Source organism: Rhizobium sp. RU33A, assembly GCF_900156055.1.
Taxonomy (GTDB): domain Bacteria; phylum Pseudomonadota; class Alphaproteobacteria; order Rhizobiales; family Rhizobiaceae; genus Allorhizobium.
This window is the reverse complement of sequence record NZ_FTMQ01000002.1, coordinates 187,961-210,540: the sequence shown is the minus strand read 5'-3', so window position 1 is coordinate 210,540 and position 22,580 is coordinate 187,961. Positions and strand designations below refer to the sequence as shown.

The window sequence follows — 22,580 nt, the reverse complement described above, 5'->3', positions numbered from 1 at the left end:
CATAACCCACCATCCACACTCGTGCGATAATCGAACAAATATCAAATATCGCACAAAATGCTTGCTGTCGATGTTTTCAAGGTCATATTTGGCGACAGGAGAAAGCGGTCAGACCGCGCTCGAGGAAACGGGAGTTCCCATGGACAAGACAATTGCAAGCCTGGCGGATGCCGTGGCCGGGATCGGCGATGGCGCAACCGTCATGATCGGAGGCTTCGGCGGTTCCGGCGCACCGATCGAGCTCATTCACGCACTGATCGACAAATTCAGGGAGACGGGGAGCCCGAAGAACCTGACGGTCATCAACAACAATGCCGGCAACGGTCGCATCGGCATTGCCGCAATGATCGATGCCGGCATGGTGAAGAAGATGATCTGCTCCTTCCCGCGCTCCTCCGACCCCCGCGCCTTCACCGACCGCTATCTGGCTGGCGAGATCGAGCTGGAACTCGTGCCGCAGGGCACGTTGGCCGAGCGCATCCGCGCCGGCGGCGCCGGCATCCCGGCTTTCTATACGCCGACAAGCTTCGGCACGGAGCTCGCCAATGGCAAGGTCATCGCCGAGTTCGATGGCCGCAAATATGTCCAGGAGCGCTGGCTGAAGGCCGACTTCGCCATCGTCAAGGCGCATCTCGGCGATACGCATGGCAACCTCACCTACCGGATGGCCGGCCGCAACTTCAATCCGCTAATGTGCATGGCAGCCGCCAAGACCATCGCCCAGGTCTCGAAGATCGTCGCCCCTGGCGAGATCGATCCCGAACAGGTGATCACCCCCGGCATCTTTGTCGATGGCGTCGTTGAAATCGCCAACCCGCAACAGGAAGAAGAGCTCATCCGAGCCGGAGTGGCCTACGCATGACCGACGCACCTGCAATCGACACCCGCGAAGACATCAAGCTCTCCAACGCCCAGATCGCCTGGCGCGCCGCCCAGGACATTGAGGACGGCGCCTATGTGAACCTCGGCATCGGCTTCCCGGAAATGGTGGCCAAGTTCCAGCCCGAGGGACGCGAAGCGATCTTCCATACCGAAAACGGCGTGCTGAACTTCGGTGAAGCGCCTGCCGCCGGCGAGGAAGACTGGGACCTTATCAATGCCGGCAAGAAGGCCGTGACGCTGAAGCCGGGGGCTGCCTTCTTCCATCACGCCGACAGCTTCGCCATGGTCCGTGGCGGCCATCTCGACGTCGCAATTCTCGGGGCCTATCAGGTCGCGGAAAACGGTGACCTCGCCAACTGGCGCGTTGGCTCCAAGGGCGTTCCGGCCGTCGGCGGCGCCATGGATCTGGTGCATGGCGCAAAGCAGGTCGTGGTCATCACCGAACACGTCACCAAGGACGGCAAGCCGAAGCTCGTCGAGCGCTGCAGCTTCCCGCTGACCGGCGTCGGCTGCATCACCCGCGTCTATACGAGCCATGCGGTGATCGACATCGTCGACGGCCGCTTCGTCGTGCGTGAAAAGCTCGCCGCCATGACCATGGACGAGCTGCAGGCCATGACCGGGGCCAAGCTCCACACGGACGGTCAGGTCGCCGACCTCGTCGTCCCGGCCCTGTGAGGACATCAAGATGACCGAAGCCTTTATCTGCGATTACATCCGCACGCCCATCGGCCGTTTCGGCGGTTCGCTCTCCTCCGTCCGCGCCGATGATCTCGGCGCCGTGCCGCTGAAAGCGCTGATGGAGCGCCATGCCGGCATCGACTGGGAAGCCGTCGAGGACGTAATCTTCGGCTGCTCCAACCAGGCCGGCGAAGACAATCGCAATGTCGCCCGCATGTCCGCCCTGCTGGCGGGTCTGCCCGTCTCCGTCACTGGCACCACGATCAACCGCCTCTGCGGCTCTGGCATGGATGCCGTGATCACCGCAGCGCGAGCCATCAAGGCTGGGGAAGCCGAGTTGATGATTGCTGGCGGCGTCGAAAGCATGAGCCGCGCACCCTTTGTCATGCCCAAGGCGGAAACCGCCTTCTCGCGCAATGCCGAGATCTACGACACCACCATCGGCTGGCGCTTCGTCAACCCGCTGATGAAGAAGCAGTACGGCGTCGATTCCATGCCGGAGACCGGCGACAACGTGGCAATCGATTTCAAGGTCTCGCGTGAAGACCAGGACGCCTTTGCCGTGCGCAGCCAGGCCAAGGCGGCGGAAGCGCAAGCCAATGGCCGACTGGCCAAGGAAATCACCCCCGTCAGCGTACCCCAACGCAAGGGCGATCCTGTCATCGTCGACCGCGACGAGCACCCGCGCGCAACCTCTGTCGAGGCGCTCGCAAAGCTGAAGCCGGTCAACAAGATGGAAGGCGCCAGCGTCACCGCCGGCAACGCATCCGGCGTCAATGACGGTGCCGCCGCCCTGATCATCGCCTCGGAAGCCGCCGTGAAGAAATACGGCCTCAACCCCATCGCCCGCATTTTGGGTGGTGCGACGGCAGGCGTTCCGCCGCGCATCATGGGCTTCGGCCCGGCCCCGGCCTCGAAGAAGCTGCTCGCCCGTCTCGGCCTGACGCAGCAGCAGATCGACGTCATCGAACTCAATGAGGCCTTTGCCAGCCAGGGCATCGCCACGCTCCGCGATCTCGGCATCGCCGACGACGACCAGCGCGTCAATCGCAATGGCGGCGCCATCGCGCTTGGCCATCCACTCGGCATGTCGGGCGCACGCATTGCCGGCACCGCCGCGCTGGAGCTGAAAGAAACGGGCGGGCGCTATGCGCTCTCCACCATGTGCATCGGCGTCGGCCAGGGCATCGCAATCGCCCTAGAACGAGCCTGACACAAGATTGAAGGCGCCCCACGAGGGCGCCTTTTCAGTTCAGGGATTGAGGAAAGCCAGGATCAGCTGATGCACAGCACCTCCCGGTGACATCTCGACCTGATCATATTCGCTGTGACGCGCCACATGCGCATCCGATATCGGCTTCAACTGGGCCTGCAACGCCGCCCGCACCTTCTTGCAGCCCGGATCGTTTTCATCACGCAGGCCGATCGACACATCCTGAATATTCTGGGTGAGGTCCTTCATGAACTGCCCATGCAGTTTCTCATGCTCGACGATCCCGTCGTAGAAAGCTTCCCACTTCGCCGCCACCTCTGGTGAAAGCTTCTGAGCGGGCTTCGGCAACGTGTACGTAATGATCAGTCTCGGCTTCGCCGTTGCGAGCACACAAGCCTGCCCCTGCTGCTGATAGTCCCGCTGCCAGGTGAGCTTGAAGGTGGTATGGGCGATCACGCGACCAAGGCTGAGCTTGGGTCCGCGCTCGCCGATCGACTGGTAGAGCGCCATCGGCGATCCACCATTGACCTTATAATGATCGACCTTCTCCGTCGCCTGCCATTCCTGAGCGGCGGCCGGTATCGCTGCACTGATAAGGACGAAAAGGCCGACGAACGCATGAAGTCTTGCTGTCACGGTCAAAAAAGCTCCCTGGATCGGCCATCCTGATATCTGTGGCGCCAAGGAACTGCAACGATCATCTGCCAGAAGCGCGCCGCATCGCCACAAATTGATAGTCTGCAATTTCCGTAATTTTAACGGAATCTCATATAGGTTTTTCAACTTGAGGCGACGAGGAGAAGCTGAAGGCGTGGATAACAAGGGGACGACACAGGGCATCCAGACACGTGCAGGACGCTGGCTCGACCTGCTCAAGGTTCCGAACGGCAATCCTGCGCTGACCGCGGCTCAGTTCGAAGCGTTTTCGAAGCAAGTCCCGCTTCTGTATTTTATTCTCGCGACCAACATGGTCTCGCTGGCCTGGACACACCAGGGTGCGGCGCCCGACTATCTCGTTGTCTACCTGCCTGCCGTCCTCACCACGCTTTTTGCGCTGCGTTCGCTCATATGGCTGCGCGGGCGCAAGCGTGAGCGCACGCCGGAACAGGCCTATCGCCAGCTCAAGGCGACGAACATCCTGTCTTTTCCGATCGCGGTGTTCTGCACTGCCTGGTCGGTCTCGCTTCTGCCCTATGGCGATCCATACCAGAAGGCCCACGTCGCCTTCTTCATGGCGATCACCGTCATTGGCTGCATCTTCTGCCTGATGCATCTGAGGTCGGCAGCCCTGATCGTCACGGTCACGGTCAACCTGCCCTTTTTCGTGGTCATGCTCCTGTCGGGAGAACCGACCTTCATTGCAACCGGCGTGAATGTCATTCTGGTGACGATGGCGATGATCATGATCCTCGTCTCCCACTACCGCGACTTTCGCCAACTGCACGAATCCCGAAACGTCCTGATGCTGCAGCAGCACGCCCTCCAGGAGCAGAACAAGGCGATGCAGGCGCTTTCGGACGAGAACCTGCGCCTCGCCAATCTCGACAGCCTGACCCTGCTCGCCAACCGCCGCAGCTTCTTCCATATGCTCGAAACGGCCTTCAGCCGCGCCAGCAGCAGCAATGGCAGGCTTGCTGTGGGTGTTATCGATCTTGACGGCTTCAAGCCCGTCAACGATCTCTACGGTCACTCGGCCGGTGACAAGGTGCTCATCGAGATCAGCAACCGCCTGTCGACGATCACGGACGAGCGACTATCGGTCTACCGTCTCGGCGGCGACGAATTCGGTCTTCTGCTGCAGGGCGACGTGGCCGAGGGCGACGCCATGGCGCTGGGCGAGAAGGTCTGCGAACTGATCGCCGAACGCATCAACATCGGCAGCGGCATGGTGCAGGTGACCGGCTCGGTCGGTTTCGCCCTCTATCCGGACGTGGGCGAGACGGGCCAGGAGATCTACGAACTCGCCGACTACGCCCTCTACACCGCCAAACGTCGTCATCGGGCCGGCACGGTCATCTTCAACGCGGTCCAGGCGAACGAACTCAACCGGCAGAAGATCGTCGAGGAGGCGCTGGTCGCAGCGGATCTCGACAAGGAATTGTCGCTCGTCTACCAGCCGATCACCTGCGTCGACCGGCGCGTCTGCATCGGTTTCGAAGCCCTCGCCCGCTGGCAAAGCCCGCGCATCGGCCAGGTTTCTCCGGCAGAATTCATACCCGTGGCGGAGCATAACGGGCGCATAACGCTGATGACCCGCATGCTGCTGAAGCGTGCACTGAAAACAGCCGCGCTCTGGCCCGACAATGTCTATCTCTCCTTCAACCTTTCTCCGCACGATCTGACGTCACCTGAGAACACGTTGAAGATCGTCTCGATCGTCCTGAAGAGCAATTTCGACCCACGTCGCATCAACTTCGAGATCACCGAAACCGCCGTCATGCACGACTTCGAGCAGGCGAGCGCCTCGATCCAGATGCTGCGCGAACTCGGCGCCGGCATCTCGCTGGATGACTTCGGCACCGGTTACTCGAGCTTGAACCACGTGCACAAGCTGCCGCTCACCAAGATCAAGATCGACGGGAGCTTCGTGCGCAATATCCATAACCGCAAGACGAGCTTCAACATCGTCAAGTCCGTGCTGGCGCTCTGCGCCGAGATGGAACTGGAGGCGATCGTCGAGGGGGTCGAGACCGAAGAGGAACTGCGCATCCTCGAGAATCTCGGTGTTCGGGCAGTCCAGGGTTTTTACTTCGGGAAACCTATGACAGCGGAAGAGACGTTGAAGCGGCTCGCCCTCCAGGACGCTCAGGCCCTCGCCTCCTGAAGACTAGAGGCCGCCGCGCATCAGCGCCTTCAGGGCACGCACGGTGTCTGCATCCGTCCGCCGCGAGGTTTCCGTGGCAAAGCCAAGTTCGACCAGATGCGCCTCACTGGCGGCCGCCTGACTGCACGAGGCATGCAGCTCCCGAATTCCGGGCACCGCCAACAGACGTGACGCATTTTGCGGCCGGACTCCGCCTCCCGGCATGATGGAGATGCGGCCAGCGCTTCGGCTCGCCAGCCTTGCGAGCGTTTCGATCCCCTCTTCAGCGTGCCGAGCGCCTCCGGATGTCAGGATTCGCGAAAAGCCGAGCGAGATTGCCAGATCAAGCGCCGCGCCCATGTCCGCGACCACATCGATTGCCCGGTGAAGCGTTAAGTCGAGCCCTTCCGCAACTCTTGCAAGCCGTCGTATGACGTCGACATCGAGCGTCGCTTCGGCGGTGGTCGCACCGATCACCACACCGGCGAGCCCCGCTTCGCGCGCGGCGGCTATATCGGACTCCATGACCGAGATTTCGGTCTCGGAATAGGTGAAGTCTCCGGCGCGCGGACGGATCAGCGCATGGACGGGGATCGGTACATTTGCAGCGATGGCCATGAACCCACGAGACGGTGTCAGGCCACCCGAACCGAGAGCCGAGCAAAGCTCGATACGGTCGGCCCCACCGACAATGGCAGCCTCAAGACCTGCAACGTCATCGACGCAGATTTCGAGCAGCGGTCCGGTTTCCTCCCGAGATATCACCATGCTCCTCCCTCAACCTTCCATCTTCACGCGAGGCGTCCTATCGAGCACCCACAAGAGACCGACACCCACGAAGCCCGCAATCGACGCGATGATCGCCGTGCCTGCATAGTCGCTGATGCTCGTGCCAAGGGCAAACATCAGCGAGGCCATGCCACCGCTCAAGAAGATGTTGACCGCAATCAGCGAGCTGCCAAGACCCGCCCGATCGGCGATCAGGTTCTGCAGATAGGTAATCGGGATCGCGATGATGCCTGCCGCTCCAAGGCCTGCAACGACAGTCAGCAGATAGACGTCCATCGGGCGGTCAGCGAGACCGAGGAAGACGAGATAGCTGCAATAGATCAGCGCCGCCGTGACCATCGCGAAGAGGATGGAGGTTCTAGCCTCCACCCATCCCCAGAACAGGATGAAGATGATCTCGAGAAAGGCGACGATACCGACGATCACGCCGACATCCGCCGGTGTGCCGCCGGCCTTGCCGGTGACGATCAAGGGCAGGACTGTGCCATTGGCATGCAGCATGGCAGAGATCAACGAGATCGCCAGCAGTCTTGGCAGGACGCTTGCCGAGCCGATCTGCCGGATGGAGCGGAAGAAGGAATAGTGCTGCCGCTCTCCCTCCTGCACCGGCGGCAGGCGATCGAGCCCGAAGACGAAGAGCAGGAGGCAGACGACACAGGCCAGGCTCGCCAGCAGGAAGGCCGGCAACATGCTCGGCTGTCCGATCAGAAGAGCACCGACGATCCCGGGAACCAGCACCCAGGAGGCCGACAGAATGGCCCGCACGGCAGAATTCACCGCCATTAGCTCGCGAACCGCCATGCCGGAGGAAACCGCCCGGATATTGGCGAAGATCAGCGAATTGATCGTGCCGAACACCGGGATCAGCACCAGCGTCGCGATCGCAAACATGACCGGCGTCGGCACCACATAAACGAGCCCGAAGCCGACGATGCCAAAAATCGCGGCCAGGATCATCGGCGAGCGGAAATGGCCGAGCCGGTCCGCGATGATGCCGGCGGTCACACTGGCGCTGACGTTGACCACCGCCGCCAGGAAGATCAGCACGGAATAGACGGCGTCCGACAGCCCGAGTTCACGGATGCCGATCAGCGACATGTAAGGCGACGTCGCGGCGCCAGAGAAGCCGAAGAAGAAGATCGCGGCCGCACTGACCCGGATCGGCTTGTGGCGGTAGACCACCGAAAAGGAGGACAACATCAAGGGTACAATCGGGTTGGGGATCGTGCCGCCGGAAGGGCGGCACCGACATCATTGTCTCAAGGGAATCGCGTCGAGAAGAACACCTTTGCCGTATATCTGAAATCCTTGACGAAGGGATAGCTGGGCTGGTGGCGGCGGTGGCTGGGCAAGTTTTCGATATCCTGATTGATCACGCCGTCCGTCAGCGCCATCAGGTTGGGATTGGCGATCGGCGTCAGCTCCGGCGACAAATAGCCAGACTTGACGACGAGCAGCCGCACCTTGGTCGGGTCGAGGCCGAGCCGGGTTAAATCCGCGATGTTGTGATAGGGCCGACGCCGCGCCGCGAGCACCAGCGTGATACCACCGATCTTGACCACAGCCTGTTGTTCGGCAGCAGAGCCGGGATCGTCGAGGAAGACGACATCCGCCTCGACCTCGGCGGAAGGGCTTGCCGGATCAAGCGAACCGCCGACCTTCAACGAAACCCTTGCGCCAGCACCCGCTGCAAAACACCGTTCGACGGCGGGTCGGTCGGTAATGCCGGCTATCAAGACATCATCGATCGAGCGCGCCAGAAGCGCCTTCAACACGTCCGCCCGGTCGCCCACGCCACCACCGGTCGGGTTGTCGCCGGAATCAGCGAGAATAATCGGCCGTGTCTCGGTGCGTTCAGCGATATCCAGCATCTCCGAAAGCGGACCCGTGACGGGGCCGAAACGGAAGTCTTCACGCGCATCCCAATAAGACTGCGCAATGGCAGTCGCGACCTTCTCCGCAGCAGCCTTGTCGACGGCCGTGACGACAGCACAGGCCGTACCCCGAGGCTCATCCGCCCACACATAGCCCACCATCAGGTTGGCGTCCCAGATGCCCGGGACCGTGTCGTGCTCCGGCAGCTTCAGATAGAGGCTCTTCGCCGGCTCGTCCTCGGTCGAGGTCCGTTCGCCGGGCAGGAGAACCGGCACCGGCGCCCAGGCAACGCCCGGTTTCTCGCCGGTTTTCAGGGCTCGCACCAGCATTGACCAGGCCCGAACCATGGTCTCGCGCACATCGATATGCGGCGCCGTGCGATAACCGGCGAAGATATTCAGCTGATCGACCATCTTTTGCGTGACATTGCCATGGAGGTCGTAGCTGGCGGCGACAGGCACATCCGATCCGACAACAGCACGGGCTGCCGAAATCCAGTCACCCTCGGCATCGTCCATACCCTCGACATTCATCGCGCCATGCATGGCGAGATAGAGCCCGTCGATGGGCAGTGCAGCCTTCAGCCGCTCGAGGAACTCCGCCTTGAACCCCTCATAGGTAGCGCGCGCCAGGGGCCCACCGGGAACCGCACGCGCATGCAACAACGGAAGATGCTCAACGGCTTCCGCTTCGAGGAAGTCGAAATATTCATGCGCCAGCAGATCCGGCCCACGCAGCACGTGAAAATCTTCGGGCTGCATCAAGACGGGGGACGAGGTCGAGCACTCGGTGTGGATACCGCCAACGGCGATGCGGAAGGTCATAGGGCTCAAATCCTCAGTAGCGGGGGCTCAGACGGACGATGGCGGCAAAGCGCAGCCAGTCCTTGTTGACCTTCGGCGTCCAGGCAGCCTCTGCAATGGCCGGAAGACGCGGGAAGACGAGATGGTTGAAGTAGTCGCGGGTCAGAAAATGTTCGCACCAGATGCAGGCCTGCACGCCGCGCATGCGGGCCGCGAGTTCTGCCGGAAACTCGGCGACCGCCTCATAGGTATAGGTATGGTGCGGCGGCACGGTGCCGGCCCAGCTGGCACCCGGCTCCTGAAAAGCCTCGTCCTGCACCATGTCGAGATAATAGGCCTGGCCCGGCGTCATGACGACGTCATAGCCCTGACGCGCCAGTTCCAGCCCGACCTCCGGCTTCTGCCAGGCCATCAGCAGTGTGCCGTCTGGATCAACGCCGCCGCCATGGCTGACCTCGTCCCAGCCGGCGAGCTTGCGGCCGCGCTCGGCCAGCATCTTCTGGATGCGCTTCATGAAATAGCTCTGCAGCCCGAAGGTGCCGTCGATACCCTCCTGCTCCATCAGCTTTCGCGCGAGCGGCGAAGCCATCCAGGTATTGGCCGCCACTTCGTCGCCGCCGATATGGATCAGCGTCGACGGGAAGAGCTCGACCATTTCATCGAAGACCTTGCCCAGCACCTCGTAGGTATATTCGATCGCTGGGTTCAGCGCGTTATTGGGATAGCCCTGCACCGAGCGATAGCTATCGGGCGCTTCCTGACCGTCGACCAGCTCCGGCAGTGCGACCAGCATGGCAGTGCTATGGCCGGGCACGTCGATCTCCGGCACCACCTCGACCTGAAGAGCGGCCGCATGGGCGACGATATCCCGGACCTCGTCCTGAGCGTAGAAACCACCAACAGGCTCGGCACCATTGCCGAGCTGCGGCAGCAGCGGTTCGTCGGGGCCGCGCAAGACGCCAAGGGTCGTCAATTGCGGGAAGGCCTTGATTTCCAGACGCCAGGCTTCATCATCGGAGAGATGCCAGTGGAAGGTATTCATCCGGAACCAGGCGAGGATGTCGATAAGCCGCTTCACGTCGGCAACGGGGAAGAACTGGCGGGAGACATCGAGATGGCAACCGCGCCAGTCGTAGCGCGGCTTGTCGGCGATGGTGCCTGATGCGGGGAAGCGGAACGTCTCCGGCTGGGTGCGCGCACCGTGCAGCATCTGCGAGAGCAACGTCAGCGCATATTGCAGGCCGGCGACATCGCCATAGGAAAGCGTGATACCATCGGCGGCAAAGTCCAGCCAATAGGCGGAGGCACCGAGCGCCTCGTCTGACTTGAGAGCGATCGCCCGCCCCTGATGCACCGGCGCCAGCGACAGCGGCGCATGGCCGACCGCGAAGAGGCGGCAGAAGAGACGCAGCACGTTTTCGACAGTGCGCAGTTCAACCAGCGAGGCGCCTTCTGCCGGATAAAGCGCGACGGGAAAGCCTTCACCGGCAATCAGGTCGGCCGATGCCGGCCAGGGCAGCATGGCAAAGGGCTGGGACACCTTGCCCTCGGGCAGGAGTGCTGGAGGCGGTGCGCTATGACCACCACCCAGCATCAGATCAGCGACGGCAACGGCCGCATGCTGGCCGGTCGAGAGCGTGATGTAGGCGGACTTCGCCCCATCCGTCCGGTGTTTGGCCGGGCGCCAGAGGCCACCGACCCGGAAGGTCCAGGAAGCACCCGGCTGCAGCTCGAAGCCTGTCGGCGGCGCGAACTGGTGGAAATTGGCGTTGCGCTTCAGAAAGACGGCATTCTCGAGGATCGGCTGTTCCGTGTCTTTGACGCGCGTGAGCGACGTATAGGCAAGCTTGAAATCGGCAAGCGCCACATCGGAGAGATTGACCAGCGTGAAGACGAAGGCGCCACAGGCGTCGCCCTCGACCGGATGCCACGCGTTTTCGAGGCGAAACTGAACGGCTGGTGCCATGGGGGTTCTCCTGGCTTCTTGATGTCAATAATTGTCGGATTGCGAAAAGGTGCGCGCGAGCTCGGCCTGACCGGCCGTCAGCCCGCAGTCGACGGGAAGGCACACACCGGTGATGGCAGCAGCTTGGTCGCTTGCGAGGAAGAAGACGGCATTGGCAATGTCCTCAGCCGTGGCGATCCGCTGCAGGGCGTACCAGCGCTTGGCTTCCTCGAAGACCTGAGGATTGGCGGCAGCACGCGCCTCCCAGGCCTGGGTGCGCACAGTGCCGGGTGCGACCGCATTGGAGCGGATGCCGTATTTCCCGTATTCGACGGCTATCAGCTTGGTCAGATGGATGAGCCCCGCCTTGGCCGCGCTATAGGCCGGGTGCCCGAAGACGGCCATGCCATTGACCGAAGAAATGTTGACGAGAGAACCCTTGGCTTCCTTCAGCGCATTCTCGAAGGCGCGAAAGCAGAGGAAGGGCGCCTCGAGATTAAGCGTATTATCCTTGCGCCAGATCTCGCCATCGGTATCGCCGAGGCTCACGGCCCGCGCCGCACCGGCATTGTTGACCAGCGTATGCACGAGGCCGAACGTGGAAATGCGTGCAACGGTCGCGGCAAGATCCTGCTCGTCCGTGACATCGCAGACCAGCGAGGCGAAGCGGATATCGTCATTGAGCTCGACCATCGCCTGGCCGAGCGCCTGGCAATCCAGATCGAGCAGAACGACGAGGTCATGACTGTCGGAAAGGCGCCTGGCGATCGCCCGACCTATATCCCCGGCAGCACCGGTCACCACGGCAACCTTACGCGTCACGGCAGGTCTCCGATATGGATGCGGGCATGGCTCAGTCTCCGAGAAGTTGCCGATCGTCCCCGCCATCGCGGTGTTCGACCAGCTGTTGCTTGATATGGCGCAGCGTCACTTGCGACTGCTTGCGATTGCGATAGGCAACTAGGCTCGCGATCACGTCGACGACGGCGAGATAGGCAAACCGCGTCGAGGTCGGCCGGAAGATGTTTTCGCCTTCCGGCAGGTCGATGCCGATGACGAGTTCGGATGCCTCGGCCACGAGGCTGTTGCTCTGGGTGAGCGCGATCGTGGTGATGCCGTTCTCGCGGGCGAGCTTGAAGCATTTCACCAGCTCCGCATTGCGACCCGAAAACGACGAGCCGATCAAAACGTCATTGGAGCGAGCAGCGGCCGTCAGCATCAGTTGTATATTGTGATCGGCAGAGGCCGTGACCCGCGAGCCCAGACGAAACAGGCGGTTATGAATCTCGCCAGATATCATCGAGGAATTGCCACCCGAACCAAATGCATAGACCATTTCCGCCCGCGCCAGCCGGTCGGCAACCTTGTCGAGGACGGTGGGATCGAGCGCCCGGTGCACCATGAACATGGCGTTCTGCGCCTTGGTGATGACATCGGTGGCCACATCAGCCGGCTCGGTGCTCTGGGCCTCGGGGTTGAGATAGCGCACCCCGACATAGGCCGTGCGCGCGAGGCTCACCTTGAAATCGGCGAAATTCTGGCAGCCAAGACGACGGCAGAAGCGCGTCACCGTGGGCGGTGATACCTCTGCCTTCTCCGCCAGTTCGATGATCGAGGCATTGACCGCGAAATCGAAGGAGTTGAGCAGGATATCTGCGATGCGTTGCTCGGAGGCCGAAAACTGCCCTGCCTCTTCCTGAATGCGCGCGAAGATATCCAATGCCCTGCCCTCTCTCTTATTTCGAAGGCTTGAAGGCTACGCAGTCGATCTCGACCTTGCAATCAACCATCATCGAGGCCTGGACGCAGGCCCGCGCCGGCGGGTGCTCGCCGAAATACTGCTGGTAGATCTTGTTGAAGGTCCAGAAGTCGCGCGGGTCATCCAGCCACACGCCGCAGCGCACAACATGCTCGAGCCCGTAGCCCGCCTCTTTCAGAATGGCGATGACATTGGCGATCGTCTTGTGGGTCTGCTCGATGATGCCGCCCGGGATGATCTCCCCGTCTTCCATGGCCACCTGGCCGGAGACATAGAGCCAGCCATCGGCCTCGACAGCCCGGGCAAACGGCAGCCGCTGGCTACCGGCACCCGCCTTCTCGGCCCCGTAACGCTTGATCGTCATGGACACCTCTCATGCAAATTATTTTCTTCGATCGTTGACAAGCGACCACAAAAAACGGAATTTGGCCAGACAAAATCGTCATTCATGAAAAGAATTTAAAAACGGGGAATAAATGCGCGACCCATTCCATAATCCGTTTCCGGCAACGGACGAAGCCCGCCATGCGATCTGGGAGATGCTCGTCCCCCGCGACATCGATGCCTTCCTCGCCGCCGACTGGAGCATGGTCGCCCATGACTTCGTCGAAGACGGCTTCATCGGCATCAGCGGCAATCGGGAGGAGGATCCGGACAAGTGGATGCTGGCCTTCCCCAATCTCGCAGCCTATCGCGACGAGTGGCTGAAGCAGGCCAAGGACTTCGCCGCCCAGACCTATGGCGAAGACCCGCGCGCCGCGATCTTTACCACGACGACGCTGGAAGAGATCGAGTTTTCAGGCGAGACGGCGCTCGTGCGCAAGAAGTTCGACGGCGGCATCAAGAAGGCCGACGGCACACTCGACGTCATGCGCTGGCAGACGCTCTATTATTGCCGCCTGCATGAAGGCCGCTGGAAAATCTCCGGCTTTACCGGTTATCTGCCCAATCCGATGGGCAAGCGCTGAACCGCTCTCAAACCCTTGAAACCCGGAGGTCAGCCTTTGCGCATCTTCACCGCCGCGCTTGCAACGGAAACGAACACCTTCTCCCCGATCTGCATCGACCGGCGCGCCTTCGAGGATTCGCTCTATGCACCTCCGGGACAACACCCCGCGACCCCCACGCTCTGCACCGCGCCGATCACGGTCGGCCGCAAGGTCTGCACGGACAAGGGCTGGACGCTGATCGAGGGCACCGCGACCTGGGCGGATCCGGCGGGTCTCGTCAACCGGCAGACCTATGAGAGCCTGCGCGACGAGATCCTCGATCAGTTGCGCGCAGCCATGCCCGTCGATGCCGTGGTGCTCGGCCTGCATGGCGCGATGGTGGCCGACGGTTATCTCGACCCGGAAGGCGATCTCTTGACCCGCATCCGTGAGATCATCGGCCCCGACATTCTTCTCTGCGCCGAGCTCGATCCGCATAGCCACCTGACGGCCAAGCGCGTCGCAGCCGCCGATTTCTTCGTCGTCTTCAAGGAATTCCCGCATACGGATTTCGTCGACCGCGCCGAAGATCTCTGGCGGATCGCTGTCGACACGCTGGAAGGTAGGGTAAAGCCGGTCATGTCGGTCTTCGACTGCCGGATGATCGATATCTTTCCGACCTCGCGCGAGCCGATGCGCAGCTTTGTTGACAGACTTATGGCCATCGAACAGGTCGATCCGGAAGTTCTTTCGCTCTCTGTCATTCATGGCTTTATGGCAGGCGACGTGCCCGAAATGGGCACCAAGACGATCGCGGTGACCAACGGCAATGCCGACAAAGGCACGATGCTCGCCCGCGACCTCGGCCTTGAGCTTTTCGCCAAACGCGGCACCTTCATGATGCCGCAGATCGACGAAAAGACCGCTCTCGACCAGGCGCTCGCCTACCCGCAAGGCCCAGTGGTCATCGCTGACATGTGGGACAATCCGGGCGGGGGAACGGCGGGCGACGCGACCGTGATCCTGGAGGAAATGCTGGCGCGTGGCGTGACCAATGCCGCAGTCGGCATGATCTGGGATCCGATCGCCGTACAGATCTGCATGGCTGCCGGCGAAGGTGCGGAGATCCCGCTGCGTTTCGGCGCCAAGTCGGCACCCGGCACCGGCCATCCGGTCGATGGTCTGGTCGAGGTGGTCAAGGTCGTGCCGAATGCCGAAATGCGCTTTGGCGACAGCATCGCCCCCTTCGGCGATGCTGCCCATATCCGGCTTGAGGGTATCGACATCATCCTGAGCTCGGTCCGCGTCCAAAGCTACGATCCGTCGCTCTTCACAGCACTCGGCATCGACCCGACGACGAAGCATCTCCTCGTCATCAAGTCGACCAACCACTTCTATGCGGCCTTCTCGCAGATCGCCTCGGAAATCCTCTACTGCGCCGCCGGCACCCCCTATCCGAACAATCCGGCCAAGACCGCCTATCGCCATGTGCGCAGCGATATCTGGCCGATTATGGCCAATCCGCACGAGACCCCCGAAGGCAGCGAGGCCGCATGATGGAACTCCTGCGCCCAAACCCCGGCCAGCCGATTGCCGAACTCTCCACGCCGCTACCGCTGATCGACGAGCATAAGCTCGCCGCCAACATCGCCCGCGTCCAGACCTACATGGACGGGCATGGCCTTGCCTTCCGCCCACATATCAAGACCCACAAGATCCCTGCGATCGCTGCCGAACAGGTGAAGGCGGGCGCGCGCGGCATCAATTGCCAGAAGATCACCGAGGCCGAGGTCTTCGCTGATGCCGGCTTTGAGGATCTGCTGATCACCTTCAATATTCTGGGCTCGGAAAAGCACAAGCGTCTCGTCGCCCTGAATGCCCGCATTTCGGGCCTGAAGGTCGTCGCCGACAGCGAAACCACCGTGCGCGGTCTCTCCTGCGCTTTCTCCCAGACCCGCCCGCTCACCGTCCTCGTTGAATGCGACACGGGCGGCGGACGCTGCGGCGTTCAGAGCCCGGAGGCGGCGATTGCGCTTGCCGAGACGATTGCCGCAGCCCCCGGCCTCACCTTCGGCGGCATCCTGACCTACCCCAAGGCCGATACCGAAGACGCCGTGGAAGCCTTCTTCGCCGCGACACTCGCCGGCCTCGCGGCCCGAGGCATCCCTTGCCCGATAGTGTCGAATGGCGGCACGCCCAGCCTCTTTTCCGCGCACAAGGTGACCTCGGCGACCGAGCACCGCGCCGGCACCTATGTCTACAACGACCGCGCCATGGCCCGCTCGGGCCACTGCAGCCTACACGACTGCGCCATGCACATCCTGGCAACCGTTGTCTCACGCCCGACCAGGGATCGCGCCATTCTAGACGCCGGCTCCAAGGCGCTGACCTCGGACCTCCTTGGCTTCTCCGACTACGGCGTGATCGTCGAGTACCCGGACGCGGTCATCACCGGCCTCTCAGAAGAGCATGGCACGGTGGATCTATCGAAGGTAAAGGGACGGCGCCCAGAGATCGGCGAAAAGGTCAGGATAATCCCGAACCACACATGTGTCGTCTCCAACCTCTTCGACGTCATGACCTTCCACCGCGATGGCATCGTCACCCGCGTGGAAGAGGTCGCTGCGCGTGGGCTCGTCTGGTAGAGACTTGCAGATCGTCGTCTCGCGCGCCTAGGTTGGTGGGGGAGGACGATTATGAGCGAGAAGACCGAGATCTCTGGCGCGCGGAAGCTGCGTGGCGGCGGCGTGAGCTACGAGGTCGCGGATCGATTCCTCTACGCGATCAACTGTCACCGCTCGAAGTGCCGTCGCACCACGGGATCGGCCTTTAAGCCCATTGCCGGCATCGCAACTGACGATTTCACGGTCACCCCAGGCGCAGACAACCTGTTCCGCCATGGCGACCCGGAAGGGATCCATGACATTCGCTGCCGCAGCTGCGGTTCCCTGATCTATTCCTAGATTGCGCAAAACAACACTGTGAAGGTTCATATCCCCATGGGCACGCTAATCGACCCGCCTTCGACGGAACCCTCCATGCACATCTTCGTAGGCTCCAAGGCGCCCTGGGACGAGATCCTCGACGACCTCCCGCAATTCGACGGCTTTCCGGACTGACAGCGGCAGCGAGCCCTCAAACGAAAAAAGGTCCGCCCGAAGGCGGACCAGGGGATTGGCCTTTGGCATGGCCGGGAGGAACTTTATTCTGCAGCCGTCACGGAGGCGGGCAAGTCGAGGGTGCGCCAGTCGATGCGGCGTTCGAGCGCCTCCCCATTGGCATCGAAAAGGTGGCAATCCGCCGCCATGATGCCTGTCACCATCGGCTGCTCAACGCGGATCGGAGCCGAGCCAGGCAACAGCGCGCAATAGGCTTCGCCATTCGGCAGTGCGGCATAGGCGATCGTATTGATGCCGAGCCGTTCGATGACGGAAGGCGTCACCATGATGTTGATATCGCCTGCGCCGAGACGTGTGTGTTCGGGGCGGATGCCGAGCGTCAGCGTCTGGCCGACGAGATCGGACCGCCCATCGACCGGGATCATTGCCGTCTGGCCTTCGTAGGAAATCGTGACACCGATGGCATCGACGCCGACGCAAGTGACAGGCACGAAGTTCATCTTGGGATTGCCGATGAAGCCGGCGACGAAAGTGTTTTCAGGCTTGTGATAGAGCTCGAGCGGCGCACCCACCTGGGCGATATGGCCGGCATTCAGCACCACGATGCGGTCGGCCATGGTCATGGCCTCGATCTGGTCGTGGGTGACGTAGATCATGGTCGCTTCGAGGTCACGATGCAGCTTGGTGAGCTCGATGCGCATGTCGGCGCGAAGGGCCGCATCAAGGTTCGACAGCGGCTCGTCGAACAGGAAGATCTTAGGTTCGCGCACGATGGCGCGGCCGATGGCAACACGCTGGCGCTGGCCGCCGGATAGCTGGCCCGGACGCTGCTGCAGGCGTTGATCGAGCTGCAGGATCTTGGCAACGGCGCCCACCTTCTCGCGGATCTGCTCCTCGGGGAGCTTCTCGACGCGCAACGGAAAGGCGATGTTCTCGAAGACCGACATATGCGGGTAAAGTGCGTAGGACTGGAAGACCATGGCGATGCCACGTTCGACAGGCGGGCGGTCGTTGACGCGCTCGCCGTCGATCACAATGTCTCCATCGGTCGTATCGTCGAGACCCGCGATCATGCGGAGCAGCGTGGACTTGCCGCAGCCCGACGGCCCGACGAAAACGACGAACTCGCCGTCCTTCACCTCAAGATCGACACCCTTGATGACCTCGAAATGCCCGTACGACTTGCGCACCTTTTTCAGAAATAGCTGACCCACGACCCTCAGTCTCCATTGCCGTTCCTCAAAGGACCGGCCACATCCGCTTGATGAAATCCGCGGGCCGATCCCGGCCCGCGGAGCCTCGGTTGCCCGAGATTACTTGTATTGCTCGAGATCGGCGGCAGCCTTCTTCAGCGCATCGGCCGGCTCCGCCTTGCCGGTGACAACAGACTGGACGAGTTCGATCATGACGTTCTGGAAGCCCTTGTAGTCGGTGAAGAGGGGCTCCGGACCGCCATAGGCGATACCGTCGATAAACGGCTTCCAGAAGGGCTCGTTGGCAACGAACTGATCGACAACGGCACCCGGACGCAGCGGGGTGAGGCCTGCGCCTCCCTGCAGCTCGTATTCGTGCTGAATGTCGGTCGAGGTGATGTACTTGGCGAATTCGGTCGCCTTTTCCTCGACGCCCGAACCGGAGAAGATCGCGAGGCTGTCCGTGATCAACAGTGTACCTTCACCCTGCGCCGACGGACCGCGCGGCAGCGGCGCGACACCCCAGTTGATCTGTGTATCCTTCAAACGATAGGCAGCGCCCGAACCGGCCTGGATCATGCCGACCTTGCCGTCGAGGAAGATCGCGCGGATTTCGTTCTGCTCGTAGGCAGTTGCACCTTCGACGGAGTAAGGCGTGATGTCCTTGTAGGCCTGCAGGGCGGCCAGCACTTCCGGGCTGTCGATGACGATCTTGTCGCCGTCGATGACCTTGCCGTTGTTGGTGTAAACCCAGTGCATGAACTGGTGCATGGTGTTGTCGAAGGTCTTGGCTGGCAGGCCGTAACCGGCAGTACCGGTCTTTTCCTTGATCTGCTTGGCGAAGGCAATTTCTTCAGCCCAGGTCTTCGGCGGGGTTTCCGGGTCGAGACCGGCAGCCTTGAACAGGTCCTTGTTCCAGTAGAGAGCCTTGGTCGAGAAAGCGACCGGAACGCCCCACTGCGTGTCATCGAAGGTCACAGTGTCGACGATGTTCGGATAGTAGGAAGCCTTTTCCTCGTCCGTCATCGGAACCGGAACGATCAGCTCGTTCTGGGCGAATTCCTTCAGCGTGCGCGAGCCGACATAGGCCATGGCAACGGGCGTGCCTGCGACGGCGAGTGTGGTGGCCTTGTCCTGGCACTGCTCCCAACCGACGACTTCTGGCTTCACCTTCCAGCCGGCATTCTTGCCTTCCCATTCGGCGATGTACTTCTCGTGGATCGGGTCGATCTTGTCGCCGCAATAGATCCAGCTGATCTCCTGGTCGGCCGCCAGCGTGGTGAGCGCCGAGCTTGCGAGCAGGGCGAACGAGCCTGCAAGCATGGTCAATTTTCTTGTCATCGATAGTTCCCCTTTGTTGACAGGTTGAAAGCGTCCGGTTGGCCCGAATTTTTGTTTGGCAGCTCTTATTTAATCGCCCCGGCGGTCAGTCCGCTGACGAGGTATCGCTGCAGGAAGAAGATCACGATCATGGCGGGTGCAATCCCGACGAAGCTTGCCGCCATCAGCTCGTTCCAGATGACCTCCTGACGGCCAAAATAGGCAAACAGCCCGATTGGCAGCGGCATGTATTCGGTCTTGGAGTTGAAGGTCAGCGCGAAGATGAATTGCTGGGCATAGGCGCCGATGAAGGTGGTGATGGCGACGACCGCGATGCCAGGCGTGGCCAGCGGCAGGATGACCCGGCGGAAGGTGTAGAAATAGCCTGCACCATCGACATACGCCGCCTCTTCCAGCTCCCGCGGAATACGCATCATATAGGTGCGCAAGAGCCAGATGGCGGACGGAATGAGGAAGGCGACACCAGGCACGATCATCGCAAAGTAGGTGTTGAGCACGCCCATCGACCGCATCAGCCGGAAGAGCGGGATCAGCAGCACCGCGCCCGAGAACATGTTGACCGCGAGGAAAGCGGCGAGCAACTGACCGCGACCGCGGAACTCGAAGCGGGCGAAGGCATAGGATGCCGGCACCACCAGGATGAGCACGACGACAGTCGCGATCGTCGAGATGAAGAAGGAATTGAAGATGTAGCGAGCAAAGCCCGGCACGCTGTCCCACATGGTGATGTAGGCGTCGAAAGACCCGTTCTCCGGGAAGAAGCGATAGGGCGAGGAGAAGAGCTGGCTAAGCGGTTTCAGCGACACCAGAAACCCCTCGACAAAGGGCGCCAGAACGAAGGTCAGGAACACCGCGATCCCGGCATAGATGCCAACCAACTCGTACCAGCGATAACGGTTGATCAGGGCTGTCTTGTCGTAGCTCATCGGGCATGCTCCTGCGAGAGACGGCTGGTCACGCGGAAATAGGCGACGCAGAAGATCGAGAGGAAGATGCAGATCAGGACCGCACGGGCGGCACCCTCCCCGTATTTCTTCGAGCCGATCGCGGTGTGATAGGTGTCGATGATCATCGTGGTGGTCTCGCCGCTCGGACCACCGCGCGTCAGGATCCAGATGATGTCGAAGGAGTTGAAGGTCGCGATCAGTGACAGCATCGACATGGTGATCATGGCGGGCAGGATCAGCGGCAGGGTAATCCGGCGGAAGCGGTAGAAGCGACCGGCGCCATCCGTCCAGGCAGCCTCGTAGAGATCCTGCGGGATCGCCTGCATCGCCGCCAGCATGTAGAGCGTCACCATCGGCACGCCGATCCACACATCCGTGAAGATCGTCGCCCAGAAGGCAGTCGAGCCATAGGCGAGGAAAGCAACGGGACCGTCGACCACACCCATGCGCTGCAGCACGCCGGAGATCATGCCGAACTGGCCGTTATACATCCAGCCCCACATGAAGATGCCGATCGCCATGGGCACGATCCACGGCGGCATGGTGAGCACACGAAACAGCGTCCGACCAGGCACGGCTGCATTCAGCATCGCCGCACCGAAGGTGCCGATGATCATCTTGATCGACACCGAGAAGAAGGTCCAGATGAAGGTCCTGACGATGACGGTCGCGAAGGTATCGTTGAAGATCTTCTCGTAGTTCACCCAGCCCACCCAGTTCGTCGTCTTCTTGAGCGACGCGTCGGTGAACGAGAGGATGAAGGTCTGTACCAGCGGATAGGCGACGATGACGGCGATATAGAGAAGGGCCGGCGCAATCAGCAGCCAGGCAAAGATGATAGCGCTTCGGCGAGCTTGCATCCGACCGCTCCTTTACGCCGACCGAACACGGGCGGCAGCGTCCGACGTGCCGTGCAGGCAGGCATCGAACTTCTCCCAGACCGGCTTCAGATCGACGACCTTGCGGGCGAGCCGCGCCTCATCCATGGCAAGCGCCAGAATGCCGGCTTCCAGCGCATCGATGGCGGACACGGGCTGCTTGGCACCCGTCTGCACAAAGGCAATCACGTCTTCGGCCATCTGCTCGTCGGCGCCGTAGTGCTGCGACAGCGAGGACGGCGCCTTGTAGGTGTTGGCGATCACCTTCTCATTGGTGCGGGCGTCATGCACATCCATGAACCCACGCACGAAATCACCTTCCGCCATGCCCTTCGAACCGATCACGCAGAAGCGGCGAAATTCGTCCGGCACATTGAGATTGGTATGGAAGGTCATCGACACGCCGCTCTCGTATTCGACGATCGCGGTCTGGAAATCGATGATGTCGCCGTCGCTGTCGAACACCTTGTCGGAACCCTGCCAGCCGCTGGGCTTCCGGTGATAGACGTTGAGATCGTTGACGCCTTCCGCTTCAGGTGCGTTTTCCGGCACGAAGCTCTTGCGACCGCCGAAGCTCGCGACGAAGCGCGGGCGCGCACCGACGACGCCGTTGTAAAGGTCGAGGTCGTGGCAGCACTTTTCCAGCATGAAGCCGCCAGCATAACGGCCGTAGCGACGCCAGTCGCGCATGAAGAAAGCGCCGTGATAGGGCTGAATGTGCTCGGAGGCCTCGATCGAGACGACATTGCCGAGACGCCCCTCTTCCTGCGCCTTGCGCAGGTCGCGGTAGAGCGGGGAGTAACGCAGCACGAGACCGACCAGCAGGCGGTCGTGACCATATGTGTTGAGCAGAGAGGCAAGCGCGTAGCTCTCCTCGATGCTGGTGACGATCGGCTTTTCGGTGAAAACGGTCAGACCAGCCTCAAGGCCGAGCCGGATATGATCGAGATGCAGGTGGTTGGGCGAACCGATCATCAGGAGATCGAAGGTTTCGCCGGCGATCAGGGCTTCAGGCGTGTCATAGACCTTGCCGGGAGAGATACCATGCTCGTCGAGCGTTGCCATGCCGGCTGGCGCCGGATCGACGTAGCCGACGATCTCGAAGCTCGGATCAATCTCCTTGAACACCCGACCCAGATATCCAAGACGGAATCCGAGTCCGATAATCGCGACCTTCATGATGCATTCCCCTGCTTTCGTAATTATTTTTCGCAGACTGCGTCAATTTTCCAAGATCGTCAACACGGGAAGCGAAAATCCCATCGTTGATGAAAATTGTTTTCATGACTGCCTGCGATATTGGATGAAGAGCAGAAATGCCGGGGCCTGCAATCGCAACTCATCCCATTGCGGAAGAAGGCGCAGAGGCTTTGGATTGGGCTCCTCTCCAATCGTTAATTTAAGATACCAAAACTAGTCCAAT

At 61.4% G+C, this 22,580-nt stretch carries 20 protein-coding genes and 1 pseudogene; 8 read left to right on the top strand and 13 right to left on the bottom strand.

Annotated features, from left to right (window positions below; genetic code table 11):
• Positions 1-139 precede the first annotated feature (139 nt).
• From BW978_RS06970 to pcaF, 3 genes are read left to right on the top strand one after another with little or no spacing between them, the layout of a single operon-like run.
• Positions 140-862 (top strand): 3-oxoacid CoA-transferase subunit A, encoded by a 723-nt coding sequence (locus tag BW978_RS06970; RefSeq protein ID WP_076393579.1) that lies wholly within the window; start codon positions 140-142, stop codon positions 860-862.
• On the top strand, positions 859-1,560 hold the full coding sequence (locus tag BW978_RS06965) for a 3-oxoacid CoA-transferase subunit B (RefSeq protein WP_076393577.1): 702 nt from the start codon (positions 859-861) through the stop codon (positions 1,558-1,560). Before BW978_RS06970 ends, BW978_RS06965 begins: the two co-directional genes overlap by 4 nt.
• Before the next feature lie 10 nt (positions 1,561-1,570).
• The gene (pcaF, locus tag BW978_RS06960) at positions 1,571-2,776 is read left to right on the top strand and encodes a 3-oxoadipyl-CoA thiolase (protein WP_076393575.1); all 1,206 of its coding nucleotides are present in this window, start codon (positions 1,571-1,573) and stop codon (positions 2,774-2,776) included.
• A gap of 39 nt (positions 2,777-2,815) precedes the next feature.
• Here the strand turns inward: pcaF and BW978_RS06955 are convergent, their stop codons facing one another.
• On the bottom strand, positions 2,816-3,412 hold the full coding sequence (locus tag BW978_RS06955) for a DUF922 domain-containing Zn-dependent protease (RefSeq protein WP_348529159.1): 597 nt from the start codon (positions 3,410-3,412) through the stop codon (positions 2,816-2,818).
• Between the two features lie 175 nt (positions 3,413-3,587).
• On the opposite strand from BW978_RS06955, the gene BW978_RS06950 reads away from it, so the two are divergent.
• The gene (locus tag BW978_RS06950) at positions 3,588-5,600 is read left to right on the top strand and encodes a putative bifunctional diguanylate cyclase/phosphodiesterase (protein ID WP_139330378.1); all 2,013 of its coding nucleotides are present in this window, start codon (positions 3,588-3,590) and stop codon (positions 5,598-5,600) included.
• Positions 5,601-5,603: 3 nt separating this feature from the next.
• Here the strand turns inward: BW978_RS06950 and BW978_RS06945 are convergent, their stop codons facing one another.
• From BW978_RS06945 to BW978_RS06915, 7 genes are read right to left on the bottom strand one after another with little or no spacing between them, the layout of a single operon-like run.
• Positions 5,604-6,347 carry a copper homeostasis protein CutC gene (locus BW978_RS06945; RefSeq protein ID WP_076393571.1) on the bottom strand — a complete coding sequence of 248 codons (744 nt, stop codon included), beginning with the start codon at positions 6,345-6,347 and terminating at the stop codon, positions 5,604-5,606.
• A gap of 9 nt (positions 6,348-6,356) precedes the next feature.
• Complete coding sequence (locus tag BW978_RS06940; protein WP_076393569.1) at positions 6,357-7,568, bottom strand: MFS transporter; 1,212 nt, start codon at positions 7,566-7,568, stop codon at positions 6,357-6,359.
• A gap of 59 nt (positions 7,569-7,627) precedes the next feature.
• Positions 7,628-9,067, bottom strand: a complete 1,440-nt coding sequence (locus BW978_RS06935) for a M81 family metallopeptidase (protein ID WP_076393567.1) — start codon at positions 9,065-9,067, stop codon at positions 7,628-7,630.
• Between the two features lie 13 nt (positions 9,068-9,080).
• Positions 9,081-11,012, bottom strand: a complete 1,932-nt coding sequence (locus BW978_RS06930; RefSeq protein WP_076393565.1) for a beta-N-acetylhexosaminidase — start codon at positions 11,010-11,012, stop codon at positions 9,081-9,083.
• Positions 11,013-11,036: 24 nt separating this feature from the next.
• Complete coding sequence (locus tag BW978_RS06925) at positions 11,037-11,813, bottom strand: SDR family oxidoreductase (protein ID WP_076393563.1); 777 nt, start codon at positions 11,811-11,813, stop codon at positions 11,037-11,039.
• Positions 11,814-11,844: 31 nt separating this feature from the next.
• Complete coding sequence (locus BW978_RS06920) at positions 11,845-12,711, bottom strand: MurR/RpiR family transcriptional regulator (RefSeq protein WP_076393561.1); 867 nt, start codon at positions 12,709-12,711, stop codon at positions 11,845-11,847.
• A gap of 16 nt (positions 12,712-12,727) precedes the next feature.
• Positions 12,728-13,114 (bottom strand): RidA family protein, encoded by a 387-nt coding sequence (locus BW978_RS06915; protein ID WP_076393559.1) that lies wholly within the window; start codon positions 13,112-13,114, stop codon positions 12,728-12,730.
• Between the two features lie 112 nt (positions 13,115-13,226).
• Between BW978_RS06915 and BW978_RS06910 the strand changes: the two genes are divergently transcribed.
• The 4 genes and pseudogenes from BW978_RS06910 to BW978_RS06895 all read left to right on the top strand — a co-directional run bounded on the left by BW978_RS06910 (position 13,227) and on the right by BW978_RS06895 (position 16,798).
• Entirely contained in the window at positions 13,227-13,718 is a 492-nt protein-coding gene (locus tag BW978_RS06910) for a hypothetical protein (RefSeq protein ID WP_076393557.1), read from the top strand.
• Positions 13,719-13,754: 36 nt separating this feature from the next.
• The gene (locus tag BW978_RS06905) at positions 13,755-15,236 is read left to right on the top strand and encodes a M81 family metallopeptidase (protein ID WP_076393555.1); all 1,482 of its coding nucleotides are present in this window, start codon (positions 13,755-13,757) and stop codon (positions 15,234-15,236) included.
• Positions 15,233-16,324: a D-TA family PLP-dependent enzyme gene (locus BW978_RS06900; protein ID WP_076393553.1), complete on the top strand. Its 1,092-nt coding sequence runs from the start codon at positions 15,233-15,235 to the stop codon at positions 16,322-16,324. The genes BW978_RS06905 and BW978_RS06900 overlap by 4 nt, the downstream gene beginning before the upstream one ends.
• Positions 16,325-16,375: 51 nt before the next feature.
• Positions 16,376-16,798 (top strand): annotated as a pseudogene (locus BW978_RS06895) (GFA family protein).
• 83 nt (positions 16,799-16,881) lie between these two features.
• Here BW978_RS06895 and ugpC read toward each other — a convergent pair.
• The 5 genes from ugpC to BW978_RS06870 form a co-directional block, all read right to left on the bottom strand.
• Positions 16,882-18,012, bottom strand: a complete 1,131-nt coding sequence (gene ugpC, locus BW978_RS06890) for an ABC transporter ATP-binding protein (RefSeq protein ID WP_076393551.1) — start codon at positions 18,010-18,012, stop codon at positions 16,882-16,884.
• Between the two features lie 99 nt (positions 18,013-18,111).
• The gene (locus BW978_RS06885; protein ID WP_076393549.1) at positions 18,112-19,332 is read right to left on the bottom strand and encodes an ABC transporter substrate-binding protein; all 1,221 of its coding nucleotides are present in this window, start codon (positions 19,330-19,332) and stop codon (positions 18,112-18,114) included.
• Positions 19,333-19,397: 65 nt separating this feature from the next.
• Positions 19,398-20,258, bottom strand: coding sequence for a carbohydrate ABC transporter permease (locus tag BW978_RS06880; protein WP_076393547.1), 861 nt, complete (start codon positions 20,256-20,258; stop codon positions 19,398-19,400).
• Entirely contained in the window at positions 20,255-21,139 is an 885-nt protein-coding gene (locus BW978_RS06875; RefSeq protein WP_076393545.1) for a carbohydrate ABC transporter permease, read from the bottom strand. Before BW978_RS06875 ends, BW978_RS06880 begins: the two co-directional genes overlap by 4 nt.
• Positions 21,140-21,151: 12 nt before the next feature.
• Complete coding sequence (locus tag BW978_RS06870; RefSeq protein WP_076393543.1) at positions 21,152-22,336, bottom strand: Gfo/Idh/MocA family protein; 1,185 nt, start codon at positions 22,334-22,336, stop codon at positions 21,152-21,154.
• Between the last annotated feature and the right edge of the window lie 244 nt (positions 22,337-22,580).

Coding starts and splice junctions, on each gene's coding strand:
- BW978_RS06970 (WP_076393579.1), top strand. CDS start 140: ATGGACAAGACAATTGCAAGCCTGGCGGATGCCGTGGCCGGGATCGGC.
- BW978_RS06965 (WP_076393577.1), top strand. CDS start 859: ATGACCGACGCACCTGCAATCGACACCCGCGAAGACATCAAGCTCTCC.
- pcaF (WP_076393575.1), top strand. CDS start 1,571: ATGACCGAAGCCTTTATCTGCGATTACATCCGCACGCCCATCGGCCGT.
- BW978_RS06945 (WP_076393571.1), bottom strand. CDS start 6,347: ATGGTGATATCTCGGGAGGAAACCGGACCGCTGCTCGAAATCTGCGTC.
- BW978_RS06940 (WP_076393569.1), bottom strand. CDS start 7,568: ATGTTGTCCTCCTTTTCGGTGGTCTACCGCCACAAGCCGATCCGGGTC.
- BW978_RS06935 (WP_076393567.1), bottom strand. CDS start 9,067: ATGACCTTCCGCATCGCCGTTGGCGGTATCCACACCGAGTGCTCGACC.
- BW978_RS06930 (WP_076393565.1), bottom strand. CDS start 11,012: ATGGCACCAGCCGTTCAGTTTCGCCTCGAAAACGCGTGGCATCCGGTC.
- BW978_RS06915 (WP_076393559.1), bottom strand. CDS start 13,114: ATGACGATCAAGCGTTACGGGGCCGAGAAGGCGGGTGCCGGTAGCCAG.
- BW978_RS06910 (WP_076393557.1), top strand. CDS start 13,227: ATGCGCGACCCATTCCATAATCCGTTTCCGGCAACGGACGAAGCCCGC.
- BW978_RS06900 (WP_076393553.1), top strand. CDS start 15,233: ATGATGGAACTCCTGCGCCCAAACCCCGGCCAGCCGATTGCCGAACTC.
- BW978_RS06885 (WP_076393549.1), bottom strand. CDS start 19,332: ATGACAAGAAAATTGACCATGCTTGCAGGCTCGTTCGCCCTGCTCGCA.
- BW978_RS06880 (WP_076393547.1), bottom strand. CDS start 20,258: ATGAGCTACGACAAGACAGCCCTGATCAACCGTTATCGCTGGTACGAG.
- BW978_RS06875 (WP_076393545.1), bottom strand. CDS start 21,139: ATGCAAGCTCGCCGAAGCGCTATCATCTTTGCCTGGCTGCTGATTGCG.
- BW978_RS06870 (WP_076393543.1), bottom strand. CDS start 22,336: ATGAAGGTCGCGATTATCGGACTCGGATTCCGTCTTGGATATCTGGGT.